General features: G+C 53.3%; 18 protein-coding genes. 3 read left to right on the forward strand and 15 right to left on the reverse strand.

Features of this window, described 5'->3' with window-relative positions; all coding sequences use genetic code 11:
- Positions 1-30: 30 nt before the first annotated feature.
- Together JM656_RS20150 and aphA are read right to left on the reverse strand one after the other, a co-directional pair.
- Positions 31-381, reverse strand: a complete 351-nt coding sequence (locus tag JM656_RS20150; RefSeq protein WP_192613762.1) for an MmcQ/YjbR family DNA-binding protein — start codon at positions 379-381, stop codon at positions 31-33.
- 140 nt (positions 382-521) lie between these two features.
- Positions 522-1,235, reverse strand: coding sequence for an acid phosphatase AphA (gene aphA / locus JM656_RS20155; protein WP_203359282.1), 714 nt, complete (start codon positions 1,233-1,235; stop codon positions 522-524).
- A gap of 319 nt (positions 1,236-1,554) precedes the next feature.
- On the opposite strand from aphA, the gene JM656_RS20160 reads away from it, so the two are divergent.
- Together JM656_RS20160 and JM656_RS20165 are read left to right on the forward strand one after the other, a co-directional pair.
- Positions 1,555-3,378 carry an ATP-binding protein gene (locus tag JM656_RS20160; RefSeq protein WP_203359283.1) on the forward strand — a complete coding sequence of 608 codons (1,824 nt, stop codon included), beginning with the start codon at positions 1,555-1,557 and terminating at the stop codon, positions 3,376-3,378.
- Positions 3,368-4,726, forward strand: a complete 1,359-nt coding sequence (locus JM656_RS20165) for a sigma-54 dependent transcriptional regulator (RefSeq protein WP_203359284.1) — start codon at positions 3,368-3,370, stop codon at positions 4,724-4,726. The genes JM656_RS20160 and JM656_RS20165 overlap by 11 nt, the downstream gene beginning before the upstream one ends.
- Here JM656_RS20165 and JM656_RS20170 read toward each other — a convergent pair.
- The 10 genes from JM656_RS20170 to dnaB all read right to left on the reverse strand — a co-directional run bounded on the left by JM656_RS20170 (position 4,715) and on the right by dnaB (position 19,181).
- Positions 4,715-5,788 (reverse strand): Ldh family oxidoreductase, encoded by a 1,074-nt coding sequence (locus JM656_RS20170; RefSeq protein ID WP_203359285.1) that lies wholly within the window; start codon positions 5,786-5,788, stop codon positions 4,715-4,717. The two genes, JM656_RS20165 and JM656_RS20170, sit on opposite strands and share 12 nt — an antisense overlap.
- An 11-nt stretch (positions 5,789-5,799) precedes the next feature.
- The gene (locus JM656_RS20175) at positions 5,800-7,299 is read right to left on the reverse strand and encodes a DASS family sodium-coupled anion symporter (RefSeq protein ID WP_203359286.1); all 1,500 of its coding nucleotides are present in this window, start codon (positions 7,297-7,299) and stop codon (positions 5,800-5,802) included.
- Positions 7,300-7,510: 211 nt separating this feature from the next.
- The gene (gene sucD, locus JM656_RS20180) at positions 7,511-8,383 is read right to left on the reverse strand and encodes a succinate--CoA ligase subunit alpha (RefSeq protein WP_162381770.1); all 873 of its coding nucleotides are present in this window, start codon (positions 8,381-8,383) and stop codon (positions 7,511-7,513) included.
- A 12-nt stretch (positions 8,384-8,395) separates the two neighbouring features.
- On the reverse strand, positions 8,396-9,565 hold the full coding sequence (gene sucC, locus JM656_RS20185) for an ADP-forming succinate--CoA ligase subunit beta (RefSeq protein WP_203359287.1): 1,170 nt from the start codon (positions 9,563-9,565) through the stop codon (positions 8,396-8,398).
- 24 nt (positions 9,566-9,589) lie between these two features.
- Positions 9,590-11,008: a dihydrolipoyl dehydrogenase gene (lpdA, locus tag JM656_RS20190; RefSeq protein WP_203359288.1), complete on the reverse strand. Its 1,419-nt coding sequence runs from the start codon at positions 11,006-11,008 to the stop codon at positions 9,590-9,592.
- 11 nt (positions 11,009-11,019) lie between these two features.
- The gene (odhB, locus tag JM656_RS20195) at positions 11,020-12,195 is read right to left on the reverse strand and encodes a 2-oxoglutarate dehydrogenase complex dihydrolipoyllysine-residue succinyltransferase (RefSeq protein WP_203359289.1); all 1,176 of its coding nucleotides are present in this window, start codon (positions 12,193-12,195) and stop codon (positions 11,020-11,022) included.
- A gap of 23 nt (positions 12,196-12,218) precedes the next feature.
- Positions 12,219-14,963 carry a 2-oxoglutarate dehydrogenase E1 component gene (locus JM656_RS20200; RefSeq protein WP_203359290.1) on the reverse strand — a complete coding sequence of 915 codons (2,745 nt, stop codon included), beginning with the start codon at positions 14,961-14,963 and terminating at the stop codon, positions 12,219-12,221.
- 200 nt (positions 14,964-15,163) lie between these two features.
- Positions 15,164-16,357: an aromatic amino acid transaminase gene (tyrB, locus tag JM656_RS20205; RefSeq protein WP_203359291.1), complete on the reverse strand. Its 1,194-nt coding sequence runs from the start codon at positions 16,355-16,357 to the stop codon at positions 15,164-15,166.
- 182 nt (positions 16,358-16,539) lie between these two features.
- Positions 16,540-17,619, reverse strand: a complete 1,080-nt coding sequence (gene alr / locus JM656_RS20210) for an alanine racemase (RefSeq protein WP_203359292.1) — start codon at positions 17,617-17,619, stop codon at positions 16,540-16,542.
- A gap of 146 nt (positions 17,620-17,765) precedes the next feature.
- On the reverse strand, positions 17,766-19,181 hold the full coding sequence (gene dnaB, locus JM656_RS20215; protein ID WP_192613774.1) for a replicative DNA helicase: 1,416 nt from the start codon (positions 19,179-19,181) through the stop codon (positions 17,766-17,768).
- Positions 19,182-19,262: 81 nt separating this feature from the next.
- On the opposite strand from dnaB, the gene JM656_RS20220 reads away from it, so the two are divergent.
- Positions 19,263-20,246, forward strand: a complete 984-nt coding sequence (locus JM656_RS20220) for a quinone oxidoreductase (RefSeq protein ID WP_203359293.1) — start codon at positions 19,263-19,265, stop codon at positions 20,244-20,246.
- 174 nt (positions 20,247-20,420) lie between these two features.
- On the opposite strand, the gene pspG is transcribed toward JM656_RS20220, so the two are convergent.
- The 3 genes from pspG to JM656_RS20235 form a co-directional block, all read right to left on the reverse strand.
- Positions 20,421-20,663 (reverse strand): envelope stress response protein PspG, encoded by a 243-nt coding sequence (gene pspG / locus JM656_RS20225; protein WP_203359294.1) that lies wholly within the window; start codon positions 20,661-20,663, stop codon positions 20,421-20,423.
- A gap of 133 nt (positions 20,664-20,796) precedes the next feature.
- Positions 20,797-21,792: a tRNA dihydrouridine(20/20a) synthase DusA gene (gene dusA, locus JM656_RS20230; RefSeq protein ID WP_203359295.1), complete on the reverse strand. Its 996-nt coding sequence runs from the start codon at positions 21,790-21,792 to the stop codon at positions 20,797-20,799.
- Positions 21,793-21,943: 151 nt separating this feature from the next.
- Positions 21,944-22,432, reverse strand: coding sequence for a cupin domain-containing protein (locus JM656_RS20235; RefSeq protein WP_203359296.1), 489 nt, complete (start codon positions 22,430-22,432; stop codon positions 21,944-21,946).
- Between the last annotated feature and the right edge of the window lie 96 nt (positions 22,433-22,528).

Raw genomic sequence — 22,528 nt, forward strand, 5'->3', positions numbered from 1 at the left:
AAGCGGCACTAATCGCCCCAAAGTTCAGTGTTATATCAACTGTTTACGTTTCTCGTCAGGTAGCGTGTTCACTGCCTGCTGATAAGAGGCGTCAACCAGGTAATAGATCTGCGAATCCGGCAGAGAGCCGTCCAGATATACCGTACTCCAGTGCGCTTTGTTCAGATGTCGACTGGGACGCACGTCGCTGTGTTGCTGGCGCAACAACTCTGCCAGTTCAGGGCTGGTTTTCAGAGAGACTGCAGGACGTTCTTCCACCTCTTTCACCATCGCGAAGAGGACATCTTCCACTTTAATTTGTGTGGCCTTCCAGTCGCTGTGCACGCTCTGCTCTGCGCCTGTTTTTGCCATGCAATATTGCAGTAACTCCGAATTGGTCATCTTTATTCCCCTTACACGCATGCCGCCCACTGAGAACATCTTTTATTCAGTGTGCAGCAAGTCAGCGAAAGGTAAAAGTGAACAGCTCAATTTTGTTTAAAAAAACAGCAAACCGGCAAGCGCAACGTTCGCCCGCTGTCTTAATATTCTGAGTTGACGATCACTTCTTCACCAAACGCACCTGCCTGCGGCAACGGTTTGTAGGTTGAGTTAGACGCACGCAGAATACGAACGCCACGAATCCCCACATCACGAGCGGCGGTGATATCGTTATCCGAATCGCCGTAGAACATCAGGATATTTTTACTCTGCAACCACTGTGTTTTGGTGTTCTGGCCTGCTTTATCACCCGCGAAAATCACCGGGTTCATCGCCGTTGCCGGAATATGGAAGTTATCAGCCAGCGTTTTGGAGACGGTTTCAGTTTTCGTCTGACTGCGTCCGGTAACAAAGAAGATGCTGTCGCCGCGGCGGACGTGCATGTCAATGAGCTGACGCGCAACCTCTTTCGGAATGCTGAACTCATCCCAGCCATTATTCATCTTCTCCCAGAACGCCGGATTCTTCAGGTAATCCTCACTGTCCGGAGACCAGGTTTTTTTGCCGCGCCAGAAACCAGGGCTGGAAAACAGCACGGTGTCATCAATATCAAATCCGACGGCCATCGGGGGGCGCCCTGCCAGACTGTTTTCAATTTGTGCAACAGAGACCCAGTGAATGGGGGCTTGCTCTGCGAGCTTAGCGACATTGGTTCCGGGGTGTAATGGAGAAGGAGAAGAGGCCAGAGCTTCGGCGGGACCGTTTAGTGTGAACAATAAGCAAACGGCGCTCAATGCCAGCGTTATCTTGCGCATATTTTTCCCTAAATAGTCAGCGAGTTATGATTATAAAATTGAGCCTGCGCTCAACAAAACTCTCTGACCATAACCCCGGAGGGGGGTTAAGGGAAGAATTATCTCCGGTTTTGTTATAGAAAAAGAGCATGATCACACCCGCTCCTTAATTTATGTTACTGAATGTAATATTTTCCGATATAACAACCTGTGTGATAAACCACACAGTACCCGATGTATTCTGCTCACTTACTCACACAATGGTACTATTTCATTTCTCATCATCACTGCGTAAGGAATATACTTGTCGCATTTATCATTACTCGTCCGTGGATACTGAATGAGAACACCATGCTCTTTTATTATTAAAAATAGATGGCGCTTTCACATCACAAGTATTTTTCTCCTGCTATTAATGCTGACTATCTCTGTATTATTTTTGCATATGCGTTTTATGACCTTAGTCGGCACTGATAAAATGCGTTTAGAGATGTACAAGTCAACATTATACTCAACAATAGATCAATATTATATTTTACCTTATATGTTGTCGATGGATAATATAATAAAACAGTCTATGGACCAACCCGATGATAATGTTTCCGAGAGCCTTAATAAGCATGTTGAATACTTCAACACACAATTAAAAACAGCGGCGATATTTATTCTTAATGCGCAAGGCAAAACCATTGCTTCCAGTAACTGGAGGCAACCCGGAAGTTATGTAGGTCAGGACTATAGCTATCGCCCCTACTATAAACAAGCGATGATGGGGCTGAACGGCAGATTCTACGGTATCGGCAGTACAACGAATACCCCAGGATTCTTCCTGTCTACCGGTATCAAGCGCGAGGGAAAAATCGTCGGTGTCGTGGTTGTTAAAATTAGCCTTAATGACATTGAAAACGTATGGGCAGAAGGCCCTGAAAATATCATTGTGAGTGATGAACACAGCATTATATTTTTAAGTTCAAAGTCACAATGGCGAATGAGAACCTTAGAACCATTACCTTCTCAAATAAAAGAAAAATTACAATTAACTCGCCAATACAGTTTAAGCAATATTTTACCTGCTGATTATTACCCATGCTTCACATTTAATGAATTTATTTTCTTAAAAGAGAAAGCAAATCAATTTTGTTTATTACCCCGCTTTTACACTCAGCAAATTTCCATTCCAGAATTTAACTGGAAAATGACGATCATTGTGCCATTAGATAATTTCTACTGGACATGGGCAATTTCACTGGTAATCACCCTCATTTTGTATTTACTGGTACTGGTTATCATCAAATACTGGCGAATGCGTTCGCATGCTCAACAGTTATTAACACAGGCAAATGAAACGCTTGAGATGCAGGTTAAAGAACGTACTTATGCCCTTGAGTCAATGAACCAAAAACTGCTTCAGGAGATGAAAGAACGCACCCAGGCAGAGCATATTATTCAACTGACGCGCAGCGAACTGGCAGAATCCAATAAGCTTGCCGCCTTAGGGCAGATGGCGACTGAAATAGCCCATGAGCAAAACCAGCCGTTGGCCGCGATCCATGCCCTGACGGACAACGCCCGCACAATGCTGGCGAAAAAGATGTATTCACAGACAGACCAGAATCTCAAATACATCATTTCCGTTGTCGAACGCATGACCCAGTTAATGTCGGAACTAAAAACCTTCGCCTCCCGCCATCGGGTGCCAAAAGGTTCTGCGGATGTAATTAAAGTTATGTACAGCGCGGTCGCGCTGCTAAATCACAGCATGGAAAAAAATAATCTTGAACGCCGGATTAAAGCACCGTCCAGTCCTCTCTTCGTCGGTTGTGATGAATTAGGTCTTGAGCAGATCTTTAGTAATTTGATAACCAATGCCCTGGACGCAATGGAAGATCAGCAACGTAAACGTCTGGATATATCAATTTATAAGGAAGATCATAAAGTTATCATCACACTGAAAGATAATGGCTGCGGATTTTCACCCCAAATTATTGAGCGAATATTTGAAGCGTTTTTCACCACCAAACGTCGAGGTATTGGGCTCGGTCTCGCTATTGTCAGCGAAATAGTCAGAAACTCAAATGGAACAATCCACGCCAGTAATCATCCGGAAGGTGGTGCGATGATTACTTTATCATGGCCAGAATGGAGAGAAGACAATGGTAAATAATGCAAGCGATATTACCATTATTTATATTGAGGACAGCGATGATGTGCGCTTTGCCTGCGAGCAAACGCTGACCCTCGCAGGTTATCGAGTGATATCTTGTTCTAATGCTGAGCAGAGTTTACCGGTGATTGAGAGTCAAACGAATATTATTGTACTCACTGATGTCAGACTTCCCGGGATATCCGGTTTAGAGTTATTAAACCGTATTATTGAAATCGATGCCAAAATCCCCGTCATTTTAATCACGGGTCATGGCGATGTTGAAATGGCCGTTGAAGCCATGCGCAATGGCGCCTGCGATTTTATCGAAAAACCCTGTAGCTCCGATAAATTGCTCAGCATTATTGCCAGCGCGGTGGAAAAACGCCGACTGGTATTAGAGAACAAGCAATTACTCACCCGTTTGCAACAAGAAAACGGTCCGATTCTGATTGGTCGTAGCCCGCAAATGCAGCAATTGCGAAAAATGATCATGAATGTCGCTGATACAGATGCCGATGTGCTTATTTACGGCGAAACCGGCTGTGGCAAAGAAGTTGTCGCCCGCATGTTGCACCACTGGAGCACCCGTCATAAAGGTCAGTTTGTCGCATTAAACTGTGCAGGATTACCTGAAACCCTCTTTGAGAGTGAAATTTTCGGTCATGAACCCGGCGCTTTTACCGGCGCGCTGAAAAAGCGGATTGGAAAAATAGAACACGCTAATGGCGGTACACTCTTTCTGGATGAAATTGAAGGTATGCCACCGGGTATGCAGGTGAAACTATTACGTGTACTGCAAGAACGAACCATTGAGCGACTCGGCGCCAACCAATTAATTCCAGTGAACTGCCGCGTAATCGCCGCGACAAAAGAAGATCTGCTGCGCCAGAGTGAAGAAAATAATTTTCGCGCTGACCTTTATTACCGCCTGAACGTGGTGAGCCTGAGTATTCCCCCTCTGCGCCAGCGACGGGAAGATATTCCGGAGTTATTTTACTGGTTCGCCAGTCAGGCTGCGCAAAAATACAATCGTCCTCTTCCCGATATTTCACCGATGCTGCTTGCCTGGCTGCAATCACAAAGTTGGCCAGGCAATGTGCGGGAACTTAAACACAATGCCGAGCGCTTTGTATTAGGATTATTGACCCAGCACCAGTCAGTGCCGATGACCCAGCAAGAAGAACGGGGTCTGACCGCCTGTATTGATGCGTTCGAGAAAAAGCTCATTGAGGATATGCTGCGACAAACAGAAGGCCAGGTCAGTTTGACTGCGCGGCTACTGCAACTGCCGCGCAAGACGTTATATGACAAACTGAATAAGCACCAGATCCAGCCCCAGCTCTACCGGTTAGATTCAACCAGCTAGCGCAGGTGTCTGGGGATGCAGACCCAAATCAATCCCTTTACGGGCGTAGTGTTCCACGACCCATGACCAGAACGCGGCCGGGATTGCGATGGTTTTGCTGTTGCGTTCCCGCGTTTCGGCCTCCGGCATCCCAGGGTAAATGACCGGCCTGCCCCCCGGCTGCGGCCGGGTCGCCAGCAGGTAGTCGGCAAAAAACTGCCCTTTCGCCTCTGCTTGATCGCTGAATTTTGCGGGATCAATGACCAGGGCAAACAGGTGGTTATGCGCGGATCCATCGGCCTGATGATCTTCTGCGATCGTATCCCCACCGGACAAGATCCCCGCCATCATTTCAATCATCAACGCCAGACCAAAGCCTTTATGTTCACCAAACGGCAACAGCGCACCCGATGGCGAGGTAAACAGCACCCCCGGATCGGTGCTGGGATTGCCTTGCGCATCAATCACCTGACCCGGCGCTGCCTGTTTACCCTCGACAGACATCACCCGCGCTTTGTTCAACGCCATACTGCTGGTCGCAAAATCAACCAGCATCGGCGGCCTGCCGTCATTAAACGGCCAGGCAAAACAGAACGGATTGGTCGTCATGCGGGCCTGCGCTCCCCCCCAGGGAGCGACCAGCGCCGGTCTTCCGGTGACATTGCTCATCGCCAGCATCGCCAGCCCTTTATCGCTCGCCATCTGGCCGAAGTGTCCCATACGCCCTAAATGGTGCGCGTGGCACAAAGTGAGCAGACAAAATCCATGCTCTTTTGCTCGCTCAATGGCCGCATTCATCGCCACTTTTGCCGCGTGCTGGCCAAAACCATTATGGGCATGGTAACGCAGCAGATGGCCTTCGCTGACCAGCGCTTCTGGCCGGGCGTTGGGTGTCACGTCGCCTCTGGCGATGTTCTCAAGATATTTAGGTAATAGCGTGACGCCGTGGCTGGGAAAACCATAACGTTCAGCCTCAATCATGTGTTCAGCGACATCCTGGGCGATATCCGCATCGCAGCCGTTCAACTCAAGTAATCCAGCCGTTAACCAACGGACTTTTTCCAGTGCAATTTGCAGTGACATGGCGTATCTCCTTACATCAGACCCAGAAATTTCCACCAGGTGGCGGCAAAAAACAGCAGTAGCAAATAGCCAATCACCGAGAGCCAAATCCCCACGCGGGTGAACTGGCGCGGCGAGAAGGTATCGGTCCCCAGACACACCATGTTTTGCGGCGCATTAATCGGCAAAATAAAACCAAAACTCACGCTAAAGGCCAACAGAATGGTCATACCAATAGGGTTAACGCCCAGCTCCGGCGGCAGACTGCTCAACAGGCTGATCAGAATCGGCAACAGCGCGGCGGTTAACGCAGTGGCGCTGGCGAATCCAAGGTGGATGACAATCAGGAACGCGGCGAGAATGGCGAAGATCGCCAGCGGAGGTAACGCATCCAGACCAAAACCTTGCACGACGTAATTCGCCATCCAGGATGCCGCCTGGGTATCAAGCAGCGTAGAACCGAGGCTAATCCCGATACCAAACATCAGCAACGTCCCCCACTGCACGCGCTTCTCAACTTCTTTCCACTGCATCACACCAATGCCCGGCATCAGCATGACCGCCAGCCCTGCCAGCGTCACGGAAGTCGTGTCAATGCTGTGCAGTTTTCCGCCAGTCGACCAGAACACCAGCAACAACAACGAGATAGCAATCAGGCGTTTTTCTTTGCCTGTCGTTGGCCCCAATTCCACCAGCGCTTTTTTAATCGCATCACTGCCACCTTCAACCGCTTCCGTTTCCGGCGGCAGCAGTTTTCGGGCCAGGAAGTAGAGGATCACTGACATCGCCAGGCTCCAGGGGGCGCCCGCTAACAGCCAGTCGAGCCAGCTGATCGAATGGCCAGCGCCAAAGGTTTTATTGATAAAGCCGATGGAAAGCAGGTTCTGCGCGGCGGAAGTCTGGATCCCCACGTTCCAGATACTGGTCGCCTGAGCGATAACAATCATCATGGATGCCGCAAGGCGGGAGTGTTTATCGACCTTAAATGCCGCAATAACCCCCATCATAATCGGCACGACACAGGCCGTACGGGCCGTGGCGCTGGGAACCACCAGGCTCAATACGATGGTCACGACAATCGCGCCAATAATAATGCTGCGGCTACTGGCGCCTATTTTTGACATGGTAAATAACGCGATCCGCTTATCCAGACCGGTTATCGTCATTGCCGCTGCAATAAACATCGCCGCCGCGACCAGGGCGAGCGCAGAGTTAGAAAACCCTGAGAGCGTCATTTTCAGGGCTTTCTCTGTTCCCAGAATAGTGTCCGGATGGTTCATATCCGGCGCAAAGCCAACCATGAAAATAATCAACGCCGAAATGACAATCGCGCTGGCGGTATAATCCATCGCTTCGCTTATCCAGACAATGATTGCAAAAACTAAAATCGCAATCATATGTTGCCCGGCGACCGGTAATGAGTCACCTAGCGGCAGGAACATAATAATAAGACCGGCAATAATGGCGAGCAATAAACCGGGGTTAGGAATGATGCTACGCTTTTGCGCAACATTATTAGGGACTGATGACATAATCACCTCAACGTGAAAGATAAAAGACCTGTTTCTCTAATGCAGGTGTTATGCCATCTTTTTAAAATACACTAACATACTGTTATTTAAGGTTTTTAATAAAAACCAGTATCGATAAAATGCGTGAATTTCCGCACAGGTAAAAAAAGGTGAATATAAAACCGCACACATAAAAAAGGGGGCTTATCGCCCCCTGTTACATTGCCGTTAATTACTTAATGGCATTCCACAATGTCTCGCCGATTAATGCCGGGTTTCGTGTCCAGGCCATACCCGCTTGATCAAAGGCACGGAATTTATCTTCGGCGCTGCCGCTACCGCCAGAAATAATGGCTCCGGCGTGTCCCATACGTTTTCCTTTCGGTGCAGTAACGCCCGCAATATAACCAATGACCGGTTTATTCATTTCGTGACGAATAAACTCTGCGGCGCGTTCTTCTGCATTCCCGCCAATTTCGCCAATCATAATGACCGCATCGGTTTGCGGATCATCAGCAAATAAACGTAGCGCATCAATAAAGTTCGTTCCGGGAACCGGATCGCCACCAATACCGATACAGGTCGACTGGCCTAACCCCAGCGCCGTGGTCTGTGCAACGGCTTCATAGGTTAATGTCCCTGAGCGGGAAATAATGCCGATGCGTCCTGGGCGATGAATATCGCCCGGCATAATACCGATCTTACACGCCCCTGGCGTAATAATGCCCGGGCAGTTCGGGCCGATTAAACGGACATCCGGATGACAATCCAGCAGACGGCGTACTTTCACCATATCCAGCGTTGGAACGCCTTCGGTGATCACCACAATTAATTTAACGCCAGCCTCAACGGCCTCAACAACCGAATCCAGAACAAACGGCGCAGGCACATAAATCACGCTGGCATCCGCTTCTGTCTGTTTCATCGCCTCTTTCATCGAATTGAAAACGGGGCGATCCAGATGCAGTTGCCCGCCTTTCCCTGGCGTGATACCGCCGACGATGTTTGTGCCATACGCGATCGCCTGCTCGGTATGAAACGTCCCATTTTTACCGGTAATGCCCTGCACCAGAACCCGGGTATGCTTATCAATCAAAACGCTCACGCTAACCTCCAGTTAATTCAGTAATGCGATAATGCGCTTAGCGGCATCATCCAGAGAGCCAACGGCTTCCACCGCGAGGCCGCTTTCCGCCAGCAAACGTTGCCCTTCGGCCGCATTATTGCCAGACAGACGCACAACGACCGGTAAGGTAATTTCCGTTTCCCGCAGGGAGTGAATGATGGCGCGGGCGATCATGTCGCAACGCACAATCCCACCGAAAATGTTGACCAGAATGGCCTGTACTTTGTCGTCAGAGACAATCAGCCTGAACGCTTCGCTGACGCGTTCCTGCGTCGCGCCGCCGCCCACATCAAGGAAGTTAGCCGGTTGCTCGCCATAGAGTTTGATGATGTCCATGGTCGCCATCGCAAGCCCAGCGCCATTGACCATGCAGCCGATATTGCCGTCCAGCGAGACGTAGTTGAGATCGAGTTTTGCCGCCTGGCTTTCGCGAGGATCTTCCTGCGTTTCATCGCGCATCGCCTGCAATTCTGGGTGGCGATAGAGTGCGTTGTCATCTAACGACACTTTCGCGTCAGCGCACATAAATCCACCGTCTTCACGCAGCACCAGCGGGTTAATTTCCAGCAGGGCAAAATCCAGCTCGTTAAAGGCCTTCCAGGCCTGGTTCGCTAAACGACTGAACGCCGGGAACAACGTATTTTCAAGGTTCAAAACCGTGAACATCTCCCGAATATGGCAGGGTTGAATGCCCGTCAGCGGATCCACGCTGACGCTGCCGATTTTCTCAGGCGTCTCATGAGCGACTTTTTCAATCTCGACCCCACCTTCCGCGCTGACAATAAACGTCACACACTGACTTTCACGATCCACCACCATGCCAAAGTAGAGTTCCTGGCGTACCGGGTAGATGTTTTCACACACCAGGATGCTGCTGACATACTGGCCTTCTGGCCCAGTTTGATAGGTCACCAGTTGCGTGCCGAGCATTTGCTCAGCAAAGGCTTCAGCCTGCTGAAACTGCGTCAGCACCTTCACGCCGCCCGCTTTACCTCGTCCTCCGGCATGTACCTGCGCTTTCAGCACAGCGCCTTTGCTTTCGCTGGCAATGCGGCTCCACGCCTCTGGTAACTCCGTAATATGTTGAATCGCAATTTCTTTCGGGCATGGCATTCCCATGCCGGCCAGCAAGGATTTGGCCTGATACTCATGTAAATTCATAATGTCTCTCGGTGGTATTGAACGTTATCCGTGGAGCGCCTGTTTATTCAGCGCCATTGCCGCTTCATGTATGACTTCACTCAACGTGGGATGCGCATGTACCGCGCAGGCGATATCTTCGCCCGAGGCGCTAAACGTCATCGCCAACCCAATTTCGTTAATCAGTTCAGAAGCCTGCGGGCCGACAATCGCCCCGCCCAGTACACGATCGGTGCGTTTGTCGGCGTAGAGCGTACAGCGCCCGCCATCCTGCCCCAGCGCCAGCGCGCGACCGTTGCCCGCAAACAGTGAATGACCTTTGGTGAAGTCGATACCGGAGGCTTTCAGCGTCGATTCGCTTTCACCCACCCACGCCACTTCCGGCTGGGTGTAAATCACAGAAGGGATCAGCGAGAAGTTGACCGGCTCGACGGGCAGTCCCGCGATTTGATCGGCCACGTTCAGGCCCTCTTCCATCGCTTTATGTGCCAGCATCGGCCCACGTACGACATCGCCAATCGCCCACAGACCGGGTTTTCCCGTGCGGCACAGCGCATCAACGTCAATGCCGCCGCGCCCATTCGATGCCAGCCCCAGCGCCGCCAGATCAATCCCGGACAGACGCGGCTCACGACCAATGGCGACAATCAGCTTGTCGACGCGCGTTTCCTGTACGTTTCCGCCCTGCTGCCAGCGAATGACGACCTCGTCACCGTCACGTTCGACCGCATCAATGCTGACCCCGAACTGCATCTCCAGACCGCTGGCAACCATCGCTTTACGCACTTCGTTCGCCATTCTCGGCTCCAGTGCGGGCAGGAAGGTTTCCGCCATTTCCAGCAGCGTGACCTGTGCGCCCACGCGATTCCAGACAGAACCAAGCTCCAGGCCGATCACCCCCGCGCCAATCACCCCCAGACGCGCCGGGCATTCGGTTAATGACAGCGCGCCGCGATTATCCAGAATGTGCGAGTTGTCCGTCGCCACGTCCGCAAGCTGGCGCGGCTGTGAGCCGGTCGCAATCACCACATTTTTGGCGCTCACCGTCTGCTCGTTGACCTGCACCTGCCAGAGCCCGTCATGGGGTTCCCGCAGCGTTGCCTGACCGGAAATATGCGTCACCTTATTTTTTTCAAACAGCAGGCGAATCCCCTGTGTCAGACGACGTACGATGGCGTCTTTACGCTGGATCATCGAAGGAACGTCAAACGACACCTCCTTGACCTTAACGCCGTGAATCGCCGCTTCATGCTGGATCTGGGCAAACAATTCGGACGATTGCAGCAGCGATTTTGACGGGATGCAGCCGACGTTCAGGCAGGTGCCGCCCGGCGACGGTTCGCCTTGCGCGTTGATCCCATCATCAATACACACCACATTCAGCCCGCGCTGCGCCGCCCGTAGCGCCGCCACATATCCACCGGGACCGCCACCGATGACCGCGACGTCAAAAAATGCACTCATCACTCTTCTCCTTACAGATCCAGCAACAGTTGTTCTGGCGCTTCCAGCAGTTCACGGATCGCCACCAGCGTTTGCACCGCTTCTTGTCCATCGATAATGCGATGGTCATAGCTGAGGGCGAGGTACATCATCGGGCGAATCACGACCTGGCCGTTTTCGGCAACCGGACGCGGGGTAATGGCGTGCATACCGAGAATGGCTGACTGCGGCGGGTTGATAATCGGCGTGGACATCATGGAGCCAAACGTGCCGCCGTTGGTGATGGAGAAAGAGCCGCCCTGCAACGCTTCCAGCGGCAGTTTTCCTGCACGCGCCAGCGCGGCGTAATCGGCGATTTGCCGTTCGATATCGACAAGAGAAAGGGTTTGCGCATTGCGCAACACAGGCACCACCAGACCACGGTTGCTGCTGACCGCAATCCCGATATCGCAGTAGTCGCGCCAGACAATGTCATTGCCCACAACGCTGGCATTGACGATTGGAAAACGCTCAAGCGCGCGGGTGACGGCTTTCACGAAGAACGACATAAAGCCCAACTTCACGCCGTGTTTTTCGGCAAAGCGGTCCTTCCAGCGGGCGCGCAAATCCATCACGTTCTGCATATTCACTTCGTTGAACGTGGTCAGGATGGCGTTATCCCGTTGCGAGGCCAGCAGACGTTCGGCGATACGCGCGCGCAAACGTGACATGGGCTCGCGACGTTCCTCGCGAGAACCGGCGGGGGCGACAGGACGCGGGGTAGCCGGTGCTATCATCGGCGTTGGCACCGGTGCTGGAGCTGGAGCTGGAGCTGCAGACTGCGCATGTTGCAGCACATCTTCTTTCAGGATGCGGCCCTGACGTCCGCTCCCTGTAACCTCTGCAAGATTCACATTGCTGCGCTGGGCTTCAAGACGCGCAGCCGGCATGGCGGTCGGTTCCGCCTCTGCGGTGGCCGCTTCGGCAGCGGCGGCCTGCGGCTCCAGATAAGCCAACAGTTGGGAGGACGCCACCTCATTGCCTTCCTCGACCAGAATGCGCATTAATACGCCATCCTGCGGCGCAGGGATTTCGAGGATCACTTTGTCCGTTTCCAGCTCTGCGACGACTTCATCACGGCGAACGAAATCGCCTTCTTTTTTACACCACGTCGTCAACGTGCCTTCCGACACAGACTCCGGTAATTGAGGGACAGTAATTTCAATCATCAGATATTTTCCTTGTTATTTTTTTATGGCTGGATGTGCGCAAACGCATCCGCAAGAAAATCGTCAATTTGTTGTTTATGAACGCGGCCATAACCCGTTGCCGGTGCAGCGGCGGCCGGACGCCCCGCGTAATGCCAGAACGGTTTATCCAGCGCCAACGCCGTCAGTTCATGGTGAATTTGCCGCCACGCGCCCTGATTCTCCGGTTCTTCCTGTAGCCAGACCCAGCGTGAACACTGCGGCCATTGCGCCAGCGCGGCGTTAAGCTCGTCGGTCGGGAACGGATAGAGCTGCTCTACGCGTACGATTGCCACGCACTCATCAAGACCGCGCTGTTTGCGGGCTTCCAGGGCGTCGTAATAGACCTGACCACTGCACAGAATGACCTGCTTAACCTGCGACGAATCGCGCGGGAAGGTGTCGGTAATGACCGGTCGGAAACACCCGGAGCTAAACGCGGAAAGCTCGCTCATCGCGCCTTTAAATCGAAGTAAGCGCTTACTCATAAATACCACCAGCGGTTTGCGCATTGGGCGTAACGCTTGCCCGCGCAGCAGGTGGAACATTTGCGCTGAATCCCCAGGCATCACCACATGCATGTTTTGTTCAGCACAGAGTTGCAGCCAGCGCTCAGGACGACCCGAAGAGTGCTCCGGCCCCTGTCCGTCGTAGCCGTGCGGCAACAGAATGGTTAACCCGCTATAGCGTCCCCATTTGGTTTCGCCTGAGCAGATAAACTGGTCGATGGCGACCTGTGCGCCATTGGCGAAATCGCCAAACTGCGCTTCCCAAATCACCAGTTGCTGCGGTGCAGAGGTGGAGTAACCGTATTCCCAGGCCAGCAGCGCCTCTTCGTTCAATACGGAGTCAAAGACCTCGAAAGGTGCCTGCCCCTCGCGGATATGCTGTAACGGCAGGTAGCGACCCGCTTGCGTCTGGTCATGCACCACGGCATGGCGATGGCTGAACGTGCCGCGTCCAGAATCTTCGCCGGACAACCGCACGCCGATGCCCTGATCGACCAGCGAGGCGTAAGCCAGGGTTTCTGCCATCCCCCAGTCCACCGGTTGGGTACCTGCCGTCATCTCTTTGCGCAGGGCAAGCTGGCGCTTGATGGTGGGATGGGCGACCACGTCGTGTGGAAGTGTGGTGAGGAGGTCGCCGTAACGGGCCAGCTCTTCTCCCGACAGGGCGGTTTCCGGCTGCGCGCTCCACTGCGGGTTGCTTAAACCCTCCCAGTTAGCGCTAAACGGATGCGTGGCATCCGGCACCGGCAGCGGATCGCGTTTCTGGCAGGCATCCAGCCAGTCGCGATAGGCACTGACTTTTTCATCCTGCTGGGCGGGGGTCAGCACACCACGGCGGGAAAGCATCTCACCGTAGCGGGTTCGCGTTCCCGGATGACTGTCTACCGCCTGGTACATCTGCGGTTGCGTCAGACGAGGTTCATCACTTTCGTTATGGCCGTGCTTACGGAAACAGACCAGATCGATGACGATGTCGCGGTGGAAGGTATTTCGCCAGTCGCAGGCCAGCTCAATCGCCTGACAAACGGCGTCGACATCATCGCTGTTAACGTGGATCACCGGTGCCGCCACCATTTTGGCGATATCCGTACAGTAGCGTGAGGAACGCATGTCCTGTAAACGGGCGGTGGTAAATCCGACCTGATTGTTGACAACCAGATGAACGGTGCCGCCCGTACCGTAGCCTGTGGTTTGCGACAGATTAAAGGTGGTCTGATTTACGCCCAGCCCGCCGAGCGCGGAATCGCCATGAATCAATACGCCCATGACGCAAGCCTGGCCATTTTCGCCACGCCGATTCTGCCGCGCCCGTACCTGACCAAGCACTACCGGGTTAACAATTTCCAGGTGCGACGGGTTATAGGCCAGCGCAATGTGCAACAATCCCGCCGGTGTCTGCATATTGGTGGAATACCCCATATGGTATTTCACATCACCAGAACCGGTGCCAATCGTCTGTTTTCCTTCGAATTCGGCAAACAGTTGCGCCGGATCTTTACCCAGTAAATTGATCAGTACGTTCAGACGCCCGCGATGCGCCATACCGATAACCAGCTCATCAACGCCCTGCTCACGTACACGTTTCGCCAGCGTAATCAGCGCCGGGATCGCGCTTTCCCCACCTTCCAGCGAGAAGCGTTTTTGACCGACGTAACGGGTATGCAGATAGCGTTCAAGCGTTTCTGCGGCCACCAGATTATCGAATCGCTCCAGGCAGGTTTGCGCATTCGCCTGTGGCGCATTGCTGCGCTCAATACGCGCCAACAGCCAGGTAATTTCGTCACGGTTATCCAGATGCGCCAGTTCATATGCGCGACTTCCCGCCCATGCCTGTTCCTGCATGGAGATAATCTGCTTAAGCGGCATCTGGGTACTGTGTTCGCCAAAGGTGACGTTAAATTCCTGGCGTAAATCGTCCTCCGTTAAGCCCCAAAATGCGGGTGTCAGTTGCGGCACGTCGGGGAGTTCCACCAATGACAGCGGATCCAGCTTCGCTCTGAGGTGTCCGAAATGTCGCCAGGCATGAATCAACTGCGTTACCGCAGCCTGTTTTTTTAATGCCGGGCCAGACGCCATTACCGCTGAACAGGTTTCAGTGGAAGACAATTCCTGAGAAATAAAAAAACGCCGCCAGTCTTCCGGGAGCTGTTCGGGTGAGTGCAACCAGGTCTGGTAATACTCTTCAAGCCAGGTCGCATTGTCTCCATTGAGCAGCGTTCCGGGTGAGGTCATGTTCTCCATGTTGTTCTCCTGAGGGTCGTAGACTGCTGTTGTATTGCAGTATTCGTACCAACATGGAAAAACATTATTAATCAATACATTAATGATAATGAGAGGTGAGAAAGTGAGTGGAAACAGGAACAGTCATGCGAGGGGTGGCTGGAGTTAGAAACACCGGAAGAAAAAGAGGCTGACCAGACGCCAGCCTCACAGGCAGGAGATTACATTACTGCGGCAAACGCCTTCGCGACACGCTGAACGTTATTGGCATTAAGACCGGCAACGCACATGCGTCCGCTGGCGATCAGGTAGACACCAAACTCATCACGCAGGCGATCCACCTGAAGCGCGCTGAGGCCGGTATAGCTGAACATACCGCGTTGTTGCAGCAGATAGTCAAAGTTACGCCCCGGGATCTCGGTACTCAGGACCTTCACCAGCTCCTGACGCATTGCCAGAATGCGGGTTCGCATCGCTTCCACTTCCGCCAGCCAGCTGGCTTTCAGCGCATCATCGCCCAATACGGCAGCAACCACCTGCGCGCCAAAATTCGGCGGGCTGGAGTAATTGCGACGTACCGTGGCTTTGAGCTGGCCCAACACGCGAGCTGCGGCGTCAGCGTCTTCACACACCACGGAAAGACCGCCGACACGCTCGCCATACAGAGAGAAAATCTTAGAGAAGGAGTTACTGACCAGCGCAGGCAGCCCGGCGCTGGCGATCGCGCGAATGGCGTACGCATCGTCATCCATGCCCGCGCCAAAGCCCTGGTAGGCGATGTCGAGGAACGGGATCAGATCGCGGGCTTTCAGTATCTCAATGACCGCGTCCCACTGCGCGTGGGTTAAATCTGCGCCGGTTGGGTTATGGCAGCATGGATGCAGCAATACAATGCTGCGCGCCGGTAAGGTATCGAGCGTCGCCAGCAGGTCGTTGAAACGAACGCCGTTGGTCGCCTTGTCATACCAGGGGTAAGTGCTTACTTCGAACCCGGCACCTTCAAAAATCGCAATGTGGTTTTCCCACGTCGGATCGCTGACCCACACGGCAGAGTCGGGAAAATAACGTTTCAGGAAATCAGCGCCCACTTTCAGCGCGCCTGACCCTCCCAGCGTCTGAATGGTCGCGACACGCTGCTGCGCAAGCACAGGATGGTCAGCGCCAAACAACAGCGGCGCAATGGTGTGGCGGTAGGTGTTCAGACCTTCCATCGGCAGATACAGCGAAGCGCCATGCGGCTGGGCATTGAGACGGGCTTCCGCTTCAGCGACCGCTTTCAGCTGCGGGATAATTCCTTCTTCGTTGTAGTACAGACCGATACTGAGGTTCACTTTGTCGCGACGCGCATCTTCTTTGAAGCGCTCCATGAGCGAAAGAATCGGGTCGCCTGCGTAGGCGTCAACTTTTTGAAACACGCGAAGGTTCTCCAGGTTTACAGGCAGGGGGTAAAGACACAATAGACCGGAAGCGAGAGAAGATCGAGAGGATGTTTAGCTAAGAAGTGCCGGATGGCGGCGCTTTCGCACCTTATCCGGCCTACGGCCAGTACAATTTGGTAGGCCGGATGCGCGTCAGCGCCATCCGGCACACCGTGCGCTTAGTCGATATACTTCATCGCCACCCTTGAGGTCAGGCGTGTGATAAGTTCGTAAGCACTTACTTTTGTCATTTCAGCGATGTGTTCAACCGGCAATCCTTCACCCCATAAGATGACCGGATCGCCCGCTTTATCCTGTGCCTCTGGCCCCAGGTCAACGCAGATCATATCCATCGCCACGCGGCCCACAATCGGGACTTCGCGACCGTTGACCAATACCGGCGTTCCGGAAGGCGCGGCTCGCGGGTAGCCATCGCCGTACCCCATCGCCACCACGCCCAGACGCGTGTCGCGTTCACTTCGCCAGGTTCCGCCGTAACCGACCGGCTCGCCCGCTTTATGCTCGCGTACGGCAATCAGGCTGGAGGTCAGCGACATCACCGGCTGGCAACCAAAATCAGCGCCCGTGGACTGGTTTTCCAGCGGCGAAACGCCGTAGAGGATGATCCCTGGACGCGCCCAGTCAAAGTGAGACTGCGGCCACAGCAGAATGCCGCCAGAGGCCGCAATGGAACGCTGACCCGGCTTACCTTCACAGAAGGTGTTAAAAATATCGAGCTGCTGCTCGGTCGCACCGCATTCCGGTTCGTCTGCACGGGCAAAATGGCTGACGATGTTCACCGGTTGGCGCACGTTTTTACACTGCGTCAGGCGTTGATAAAATGCCTCGGCCTGTTCGGGAAGGACACCCAGACGGTGCATGCCGGTGTCGAGTTTCATCCACACGGTCACCGGTTCATCCAGCGTTGCTGACTCTAATGCAACGAGTTGTTCCTGATTATGCACGGCGGTATGCAGATGCTGCGCGGAGATGGTCGGCAGATCGGCAGCGTCAAAAAAGCCTTCGAGTAACAGGATGGGTTGCGTGATCCCCCCTGCACGCAGTCGCAGGGCTTCTTCGAGACGTGCGACGCCAAAGGCATCAGCGTCAGGGAGCGTCCGCGCGGTCTCTAACAGACCGTGTCCGTAAGCGTTCGCTTTCACGACCGCAACCAGTTTGCTGGCAGGTGCCAGTTCACGCAGTCGTTGCAGGTTGTGTCGCAGAGCGCGGCGGTTAATCACAACAGTTGCCGCTTGCATTTCAAATCCTTATAAAAAGAATCGCCTAAATCGTTCGCGTGGCAGGACGGCGACAAGCCCAGGAATTCCCGGGAGCTTAGATAACTCAGTAACCGGGGATTCTCGGGCGTAGTCAACGCATCTGCGGCGTGAAGGATAACGGAGATTTATTCGTCGTCGTACTGCGGCCCCGCATAATTATCAAAACGCGACCACTGACCGTTAAATGTCAGACGTACCGTACCAATGGGGCCGTTACGTTGTTTACCAATAATAATTTCTGCGATGCCTTTTAAGTCGCTGTTTTCGTGATAAACCTCGTCACGGTAGATAAACATGATCAAATCCGCATCTTGCTCAATGGAGCCAGATTCACGCAAATCGGAGTTAACCGGGCGTTTATCGGCACGTTGTTCCAGTGAACGGTTAAGCTGTGACAGCGCGACGACCGGAACATGAAGTTCTTTCGCTAACGCTTTGAGCGATCGGGAGATTTCGGCGATCTCCAGTGTACGGTTGTCGGAGAGTGACGGCACGCGCATCAGCTGAAGGTAGTCGATCATGATAAGCCCGATACCGCCGTGTTCGCGGGCGATACGGCGCGCGCGGGAGCGCACTTCCGTCGGCGTCAGGCCAGAGGAGTCATCAATATAAATATTGCGCTTTTCAAGCAAAATCCCCATGGTGCCGGAGATCCGCGCCCAGTCTTCATCGTCCAGTTGCCCGGTACGAATTTTGGTCTGATCCACGCGCGAAAGCGACGCCAGAGAACGCATCATAATCTGTTCTGAGGGCATTTCAAGGGAGAAGATAAGCACCGGCTTATCCTGCAACATCGCGGCGTTTTCGACGAGGTTCATCGCAAATGTTGTTTTACCCATCGACGGACGCGCCGCAACGATGATCAGATCCGACGGCTGCAAACCCGCCGTCTTTTTATTGAGATCGTCATAACCGGTATTCACACCGGTGACACCATCGTGCGGCTGCTGGAACAGCTGTTCGATACGCGCAACGGTGGCATCCAGCACATCGGCGATATTTTTCGGGCCTTCGTCTTTATTGGCGCGGCTTTCGGCGATTTTAAAGACGCGTGATTCCGCCAAATCGAGCAGATCTTCGCTGGAGCGACCTTGCGGATCAAAACCCGCATCCGCAATTTCATGAGCGACAGAAATCATGTCGCGAACGACAGCGCGTTCGCGGACGATATCAGCATACGCGCTGATGTTCGCCGCACTTGGCGTATTTTTGGATAGCTCCGCCAGGTAAGCAAAACCGCCGACGCTGTCCAGTTGCCCCTGTACTTCCAGCGATTCCGCCAGGGTGATCAGGTCGATAGGCTTGCCCATCTCCTGCAAGCGGTGCATTTCGGTAAAGATGTGACGGTGCGGGCGGGTGTAAAAGTCTTCTGCCACCACGCGCTCAGCCACATCATCCCAGCGTTCGTTATCCAGCATTAAACCGCCCAACACCGACTGCTCCGCTTCAATCGAGTGCGGTGGCACTTTCAGCCCGGCAACCTGTGGATCACGGTCACGAGCTTCAGTCTGTTGTTTGTTGAAGGGTTTGTTTCCTGCCATAGTGAATGGAGTTACCGAGATAAAGAGTGGGTCGAAAGATTACCATATAAGTAGACCCTAACGATACGTTCTGGAGGAAGCATGGCAACACGAATTGAATTTCACAAGCATGGTGGCCCTGACGTACTAAAGGTGGTGGACTTTATGCCCGCAGACCCGGCAGAGAACGAAATCCAGGTCGAAAATAAAGCCATTGGCATTAACTACATTGATACCTATATTCGCAGCGGTCTGTACCCGCCTCCCTCGTTACCCAGTGGATTAGGCACAGAAGCAGCGGGGATTGTCAGTAAAGTCGGCAGCAACGTCAAACATCTCAAAGCTGGCGACCGCGTCGTTTACGCCCAATCAGCGCTCGGGGCCTACAGTTCTGTGCACAATGTCCCTGCCGATAAAGCCGCCATTTTACCGAACGCTATCTCTTTCGAGCAGGCGGCGGCCTCTTTCCTCAAAGGCTTAACCGTCTTTTATCTGCTGCGCAAAACCTATGAAATCAAACCCGATGAGCCTTTTTTATTTCATGCTGCCGCAGGCGGCGTAGGGCTGATTGCCTGTCAGTGGGCGAAAGCGCTGGGCGCTAAGCTTATCGGTACGGTGGGTAACGCGCAAAAAGCGCAACGGGCTTTGCAGGCGGGCGCCTGGCAGGTGATCAACTACCGTGAAGAAAACATCGTCGATCGGGTCAAAGAGATCACCGGCGGCAAAAAAGTGCAGGTCGTTTACGACTCAGTCGGCAAAGATACGTGGGAGGCTTCGCTGGATTGTCTGCAACGTCGTGGCCTGATGGTCAGTTTTGGCAACGCGTCAGGGCCAGTCACCGGCGTCAACTTAGGCATTCTGAACCAAAAAGGTTCGCTGTATACGACCCGCCCTTCTCTGCAAGGGTATATCACCAATCGTGATGAACTCACTGAGGCCAGTAATGAACTGTTCTCGCTGATTGCCAGCGGCGTTATTAAGGTCGATGTGGCAGAGGATCAGAAGTATGCGCTTAAAGATGCACAGCGCGCGCATCAGGCGCTGGAGAGCAGAACGACGCAGGGTTCGAGCCTGCTCATTCCGTAATGGCGTAGAAAGAAATTGGGCTTCCACATGGGAAGCCCTTTCTTTTTTTAGTTCGGCTGTATGTAGGGTACAGCTCGATGAATTCGTTAGACGCGCAATAGTGACAGATTTGATAATCAATTCCTAATGGGTTCTAAGAGCAAAGTTTCAGGTTGTGACCCATCCCTCACATCTTTAGTAACGCCAACGGTTATTGCGCTGATATTGTGGGATTTTCGGTGCTTTTATCGCCTTAATGACCCACACCACCGCAATGGCCAGTAACAGCCAGGGCAGCAGTTTAAACATCAGCGCAAACAGTCCCCCCAAAAACATCACCACCGTCGCCACGACCAACGCGGCGAGAACGCCCAACAGGGAAACCCCCGTCGCCATCAACATGATGAAAAATCCAATGACAAACAGTAGTTCCAGCATGATGCTCTCCCCTAATGAAAACTGCACAGATCATTACAAGAAACATGCCAAAAAATAACGTATTGATTTAAAAGCAAAACGCCCTGCAACACTGTGCAGGGCGTGGTGAATTTGACCAGGTTTTAGTGAAAAATTAACGCTTATCCGCCACTAGCTTCAGCGCGTGCTCCAGCACGTTGATATCGGCACCGGCTTTATGGGCATTTTCGCTCAGGTAGCGACGCCACTGACGCGCACCGGGAATGCCCTGGAACAGACCCAGCATGTGGCGGGTGATATGGCCCAGGTAGGTGCCGTTACTGAGTTCGCGCTCAATATACGGATACATCGCGCGCACCACCGCCACCGGATCGGCATCGGCCGTCGTCGCACCAAAAATCTCACGGTCGACAGAAGCCAGAATACCCGGATTTTGGTAGGCTTCGCGCCCGACCATCACGCCGTCCATGTGCTGCAGTTGCGCTTTCGCATCAATCAGCGATTTAATGCCGCCGTTAATCGACATCGTCAGATGCGGAAAATCACGCTTCAATTGGTAGACACGCGGGTAATCCAGCGGCGGGATCTCCCGGTTTTCTTTCGGGCTAAGGCCAGAAAGCCAGGCTTTGCGCGCGTGGATGATAAACATCTCGCACTCGCCCTTACCTGCAACCGTCGTGATGAAATCGCAGAGAAATTCGTAGCTGTCCTGATCGTCAATGCCGATACGGGTTTTGACCGTCACCGGAATCGACACCACATCACGCATCGCCTTCACGCAATCCGCCACCAGTTGCGCGTTGCCCATCAGACAGGCACCGAACATGCCGTTTTGTACGCGGTCGGAAGGACAACCCACGTTGAGATTGATTTCATCATAACCGCGCTCTTGTGCCAGCTTCGCACATTGCGCCAGCGCAGCAGGGTCGCTACCGCCCAGTTGCAGCGCGATCGGATGCTCTTCTTCGCTGTACGCCAGGTAGTCGCCCTTGCCATGAATGATCGCGCCAGTCGTGACCATTTCGGTATAGAGCAGCGTCTGGCGGGAGAGCAAGCGCAGGAAATAGCGGCAATGTCTGTCCGTCCAGTCGAGCATCGGCGCGATAGAAAAACGATGGGCAGGAAAAACGGGGGACGAAGTTTCTGGCATGGCGATTAATTAAGCATTCTGAAAAAGGGGCGCTACTATAGCATAAAGCAAAACCAGAGAGGCAAGACCGCACGCAGATGGCTGCATTGTGTGTGAGCCGGGCCGACGGCGCAAACCGTTCCAGCCCGATGCTCAACGACGAAGAACGGTACTATTTTCGCCCTGGTTTTCCGTCGTGCGGGCCAAAAAACTGCGGCGGATGGTCAACCCAGCGGTCTTCTCGTGTGGCGGCATACACCGGATTAATCGGGTAATAGATGCGATTGTGTTTTTTATTCGCCTCCCCGACGACAAGCAGGCGAACCTCTGCGCTGGTGTTATTGATAAAGGTGTGGCACACCCCAGTTCCCGCCGGAAAACCGACGCTGTCTCCGGGTTCTAATTTCCACAGATAGCCGTTTATCCAGACTTCGGGATAACCTTCCAGCACATAAATGAACTCCTCTTCGTCGCTCTCCGCATGCGGATAGGAGGTACGACGACCCGGCGGGAGGCGTTCATGGTGAATGCCCAGCCGACGCAGTCCGAGCGTTCGCGCCAGCGGCGCGCCGATGGAAAATAGCTCATCGCTATCAGGATAGGTCGAGTCATCAGCGCCTTCTGCGTCGCGCCAGTGACGAATGCAATCAGGTCTTTTCATTTTGGTTTTCCAGTGTGCAATGGGTCAGGTATAGCACACCGCGGGGGATCTCGGTGTTTTAAGAAGAACATGATAAAGTAAGGGATTAACGTTTCA

It is taken from the genome of Citrobacter sp. R56 (assembly GCF_016811995.1).
GTDB lineage: Bacteria > Pseudomonadota > Gammaproteobacteria > Enterobacterales > Enterobacteriaceae > Citrobacter_D > Citrobacter_D enshiensis.

What these genes read in the sequence shown, in the direction of transcription:
- JM656_RS20150 (WP_192613762.1), bottom strand. Translation starts at nt 381, where the DNA reads ATGACCAATTCGGAGTTACTGCAATATTGCATGGCAAAAACAGGCGCA.
- aphA (WP_203359282.1), bottom strand. Translation starts at nt 1,235, where the DNA reads ATGCGCAAGATAACGCTGGCATTGAGCGCCGTTTGCTTATTGTTCACA.
- JM656_RS20160 (WP_203359283.1), top strand. Translation starts at nt 1,555, where the DNA reads ATGAGAACACCATGCTCTTTTATTATTAAAAATAGATGGCGCTTTCAC.
- JM656_RS20165 (WP_203359284.1), top strand. Translation starts at nt 3,368, where the DNA reads ATGGTAAATAATGCAAGCGATATTACCATTATTTATATTGAGGACAGC.
- JM656_RS20170 (WP_203359285.1), bottom strand. Translation starts at nt 5,788, where the DNA reads ATGTCACTGCAAATTGCACTGGAAAAAGTCCGTTGGTTAACGGCTGGA.
- JM656_RS20175 (WP_203359286.1), bottom strand. Translation starts at nt 7,299, where the DNA reads ATGTCATCAGTCCCTAATAATGTTGCGCAAAAGCGTAGCATCATTCCT.
- sucC (WP_203359287.1), bottom strand. Translation starts at nt 9,565, where the DNA reads ATGAATTTACATGAGTATCAGGCCAAATCCTTGCTGGCCGGCATGGGA.
- lpdA (WP_203359288.1), bottom strand. Translation starts at nt 11,008, where the DNA reads ATGAGTGCATTTTTTGACGTCGCGGTCATCGGTGGCGGTCCCGGTGGA.
- odhB (WP_203359289.1), bottom strand. Translation starts at nt 12,195, where the DNA reads ATGATTGAAATTACTGTCCCTCAATTACCGGAGTCTGTGTCGGAAGGC.
- JM656_RS20200 (WP_203359290.1), bottom strand. Translation starts at nt 14,963, where the DNA reads ATGGAGAACATGACCTCACCCGGAACGCTGCTCAATGGAGACAATGCG.
- alr (WP_203359292.1), bottom strand. Translation starts at nt 17,619, where the DNA reads ATGCAAGCGGCAACTGTTGTGATTAACCGCCGCGCTCTGCGACACAAC.
- dnaB (WP_192613774.1), bottom strand. Translation starts at nt 19,181, where the DNA reads ATGGCAGGAAACAAACCCTTCAACAAACAACAGACTGAAGCTCGTGAC.
- JM656_RS20220 (WP_203359293.1), top strand. Translation starts at nt 19,263, where the DNA reads ATGGCAACACGAATTGAATTTCACAAGCATGGTGGCCCTGACGTACTA.
- pspG (WP_203359294.1), bottom strand. Translation starts at nt 20,663, where the DNA reads ATGCTGGAACTACTGTTTGTCATTGGATTTTTCATCATGTTGATGGCG.
- dusA (WP_203359295.1), bottom strand. Translation starts at nt 21,792, where the DNA reads ATGCCAGAAACTTCGTCCCCCGTTTTTCCTGCCCATCGTTTTTCTATC.
- JM656_RS20235 (WP_203359296.1), bottom strand. Translation starts at nt 22,432, where the DNA reads ATGAAAAGACCTGATTGCATTCGTCACTGGCGCGACGCAGAAGGCGCT.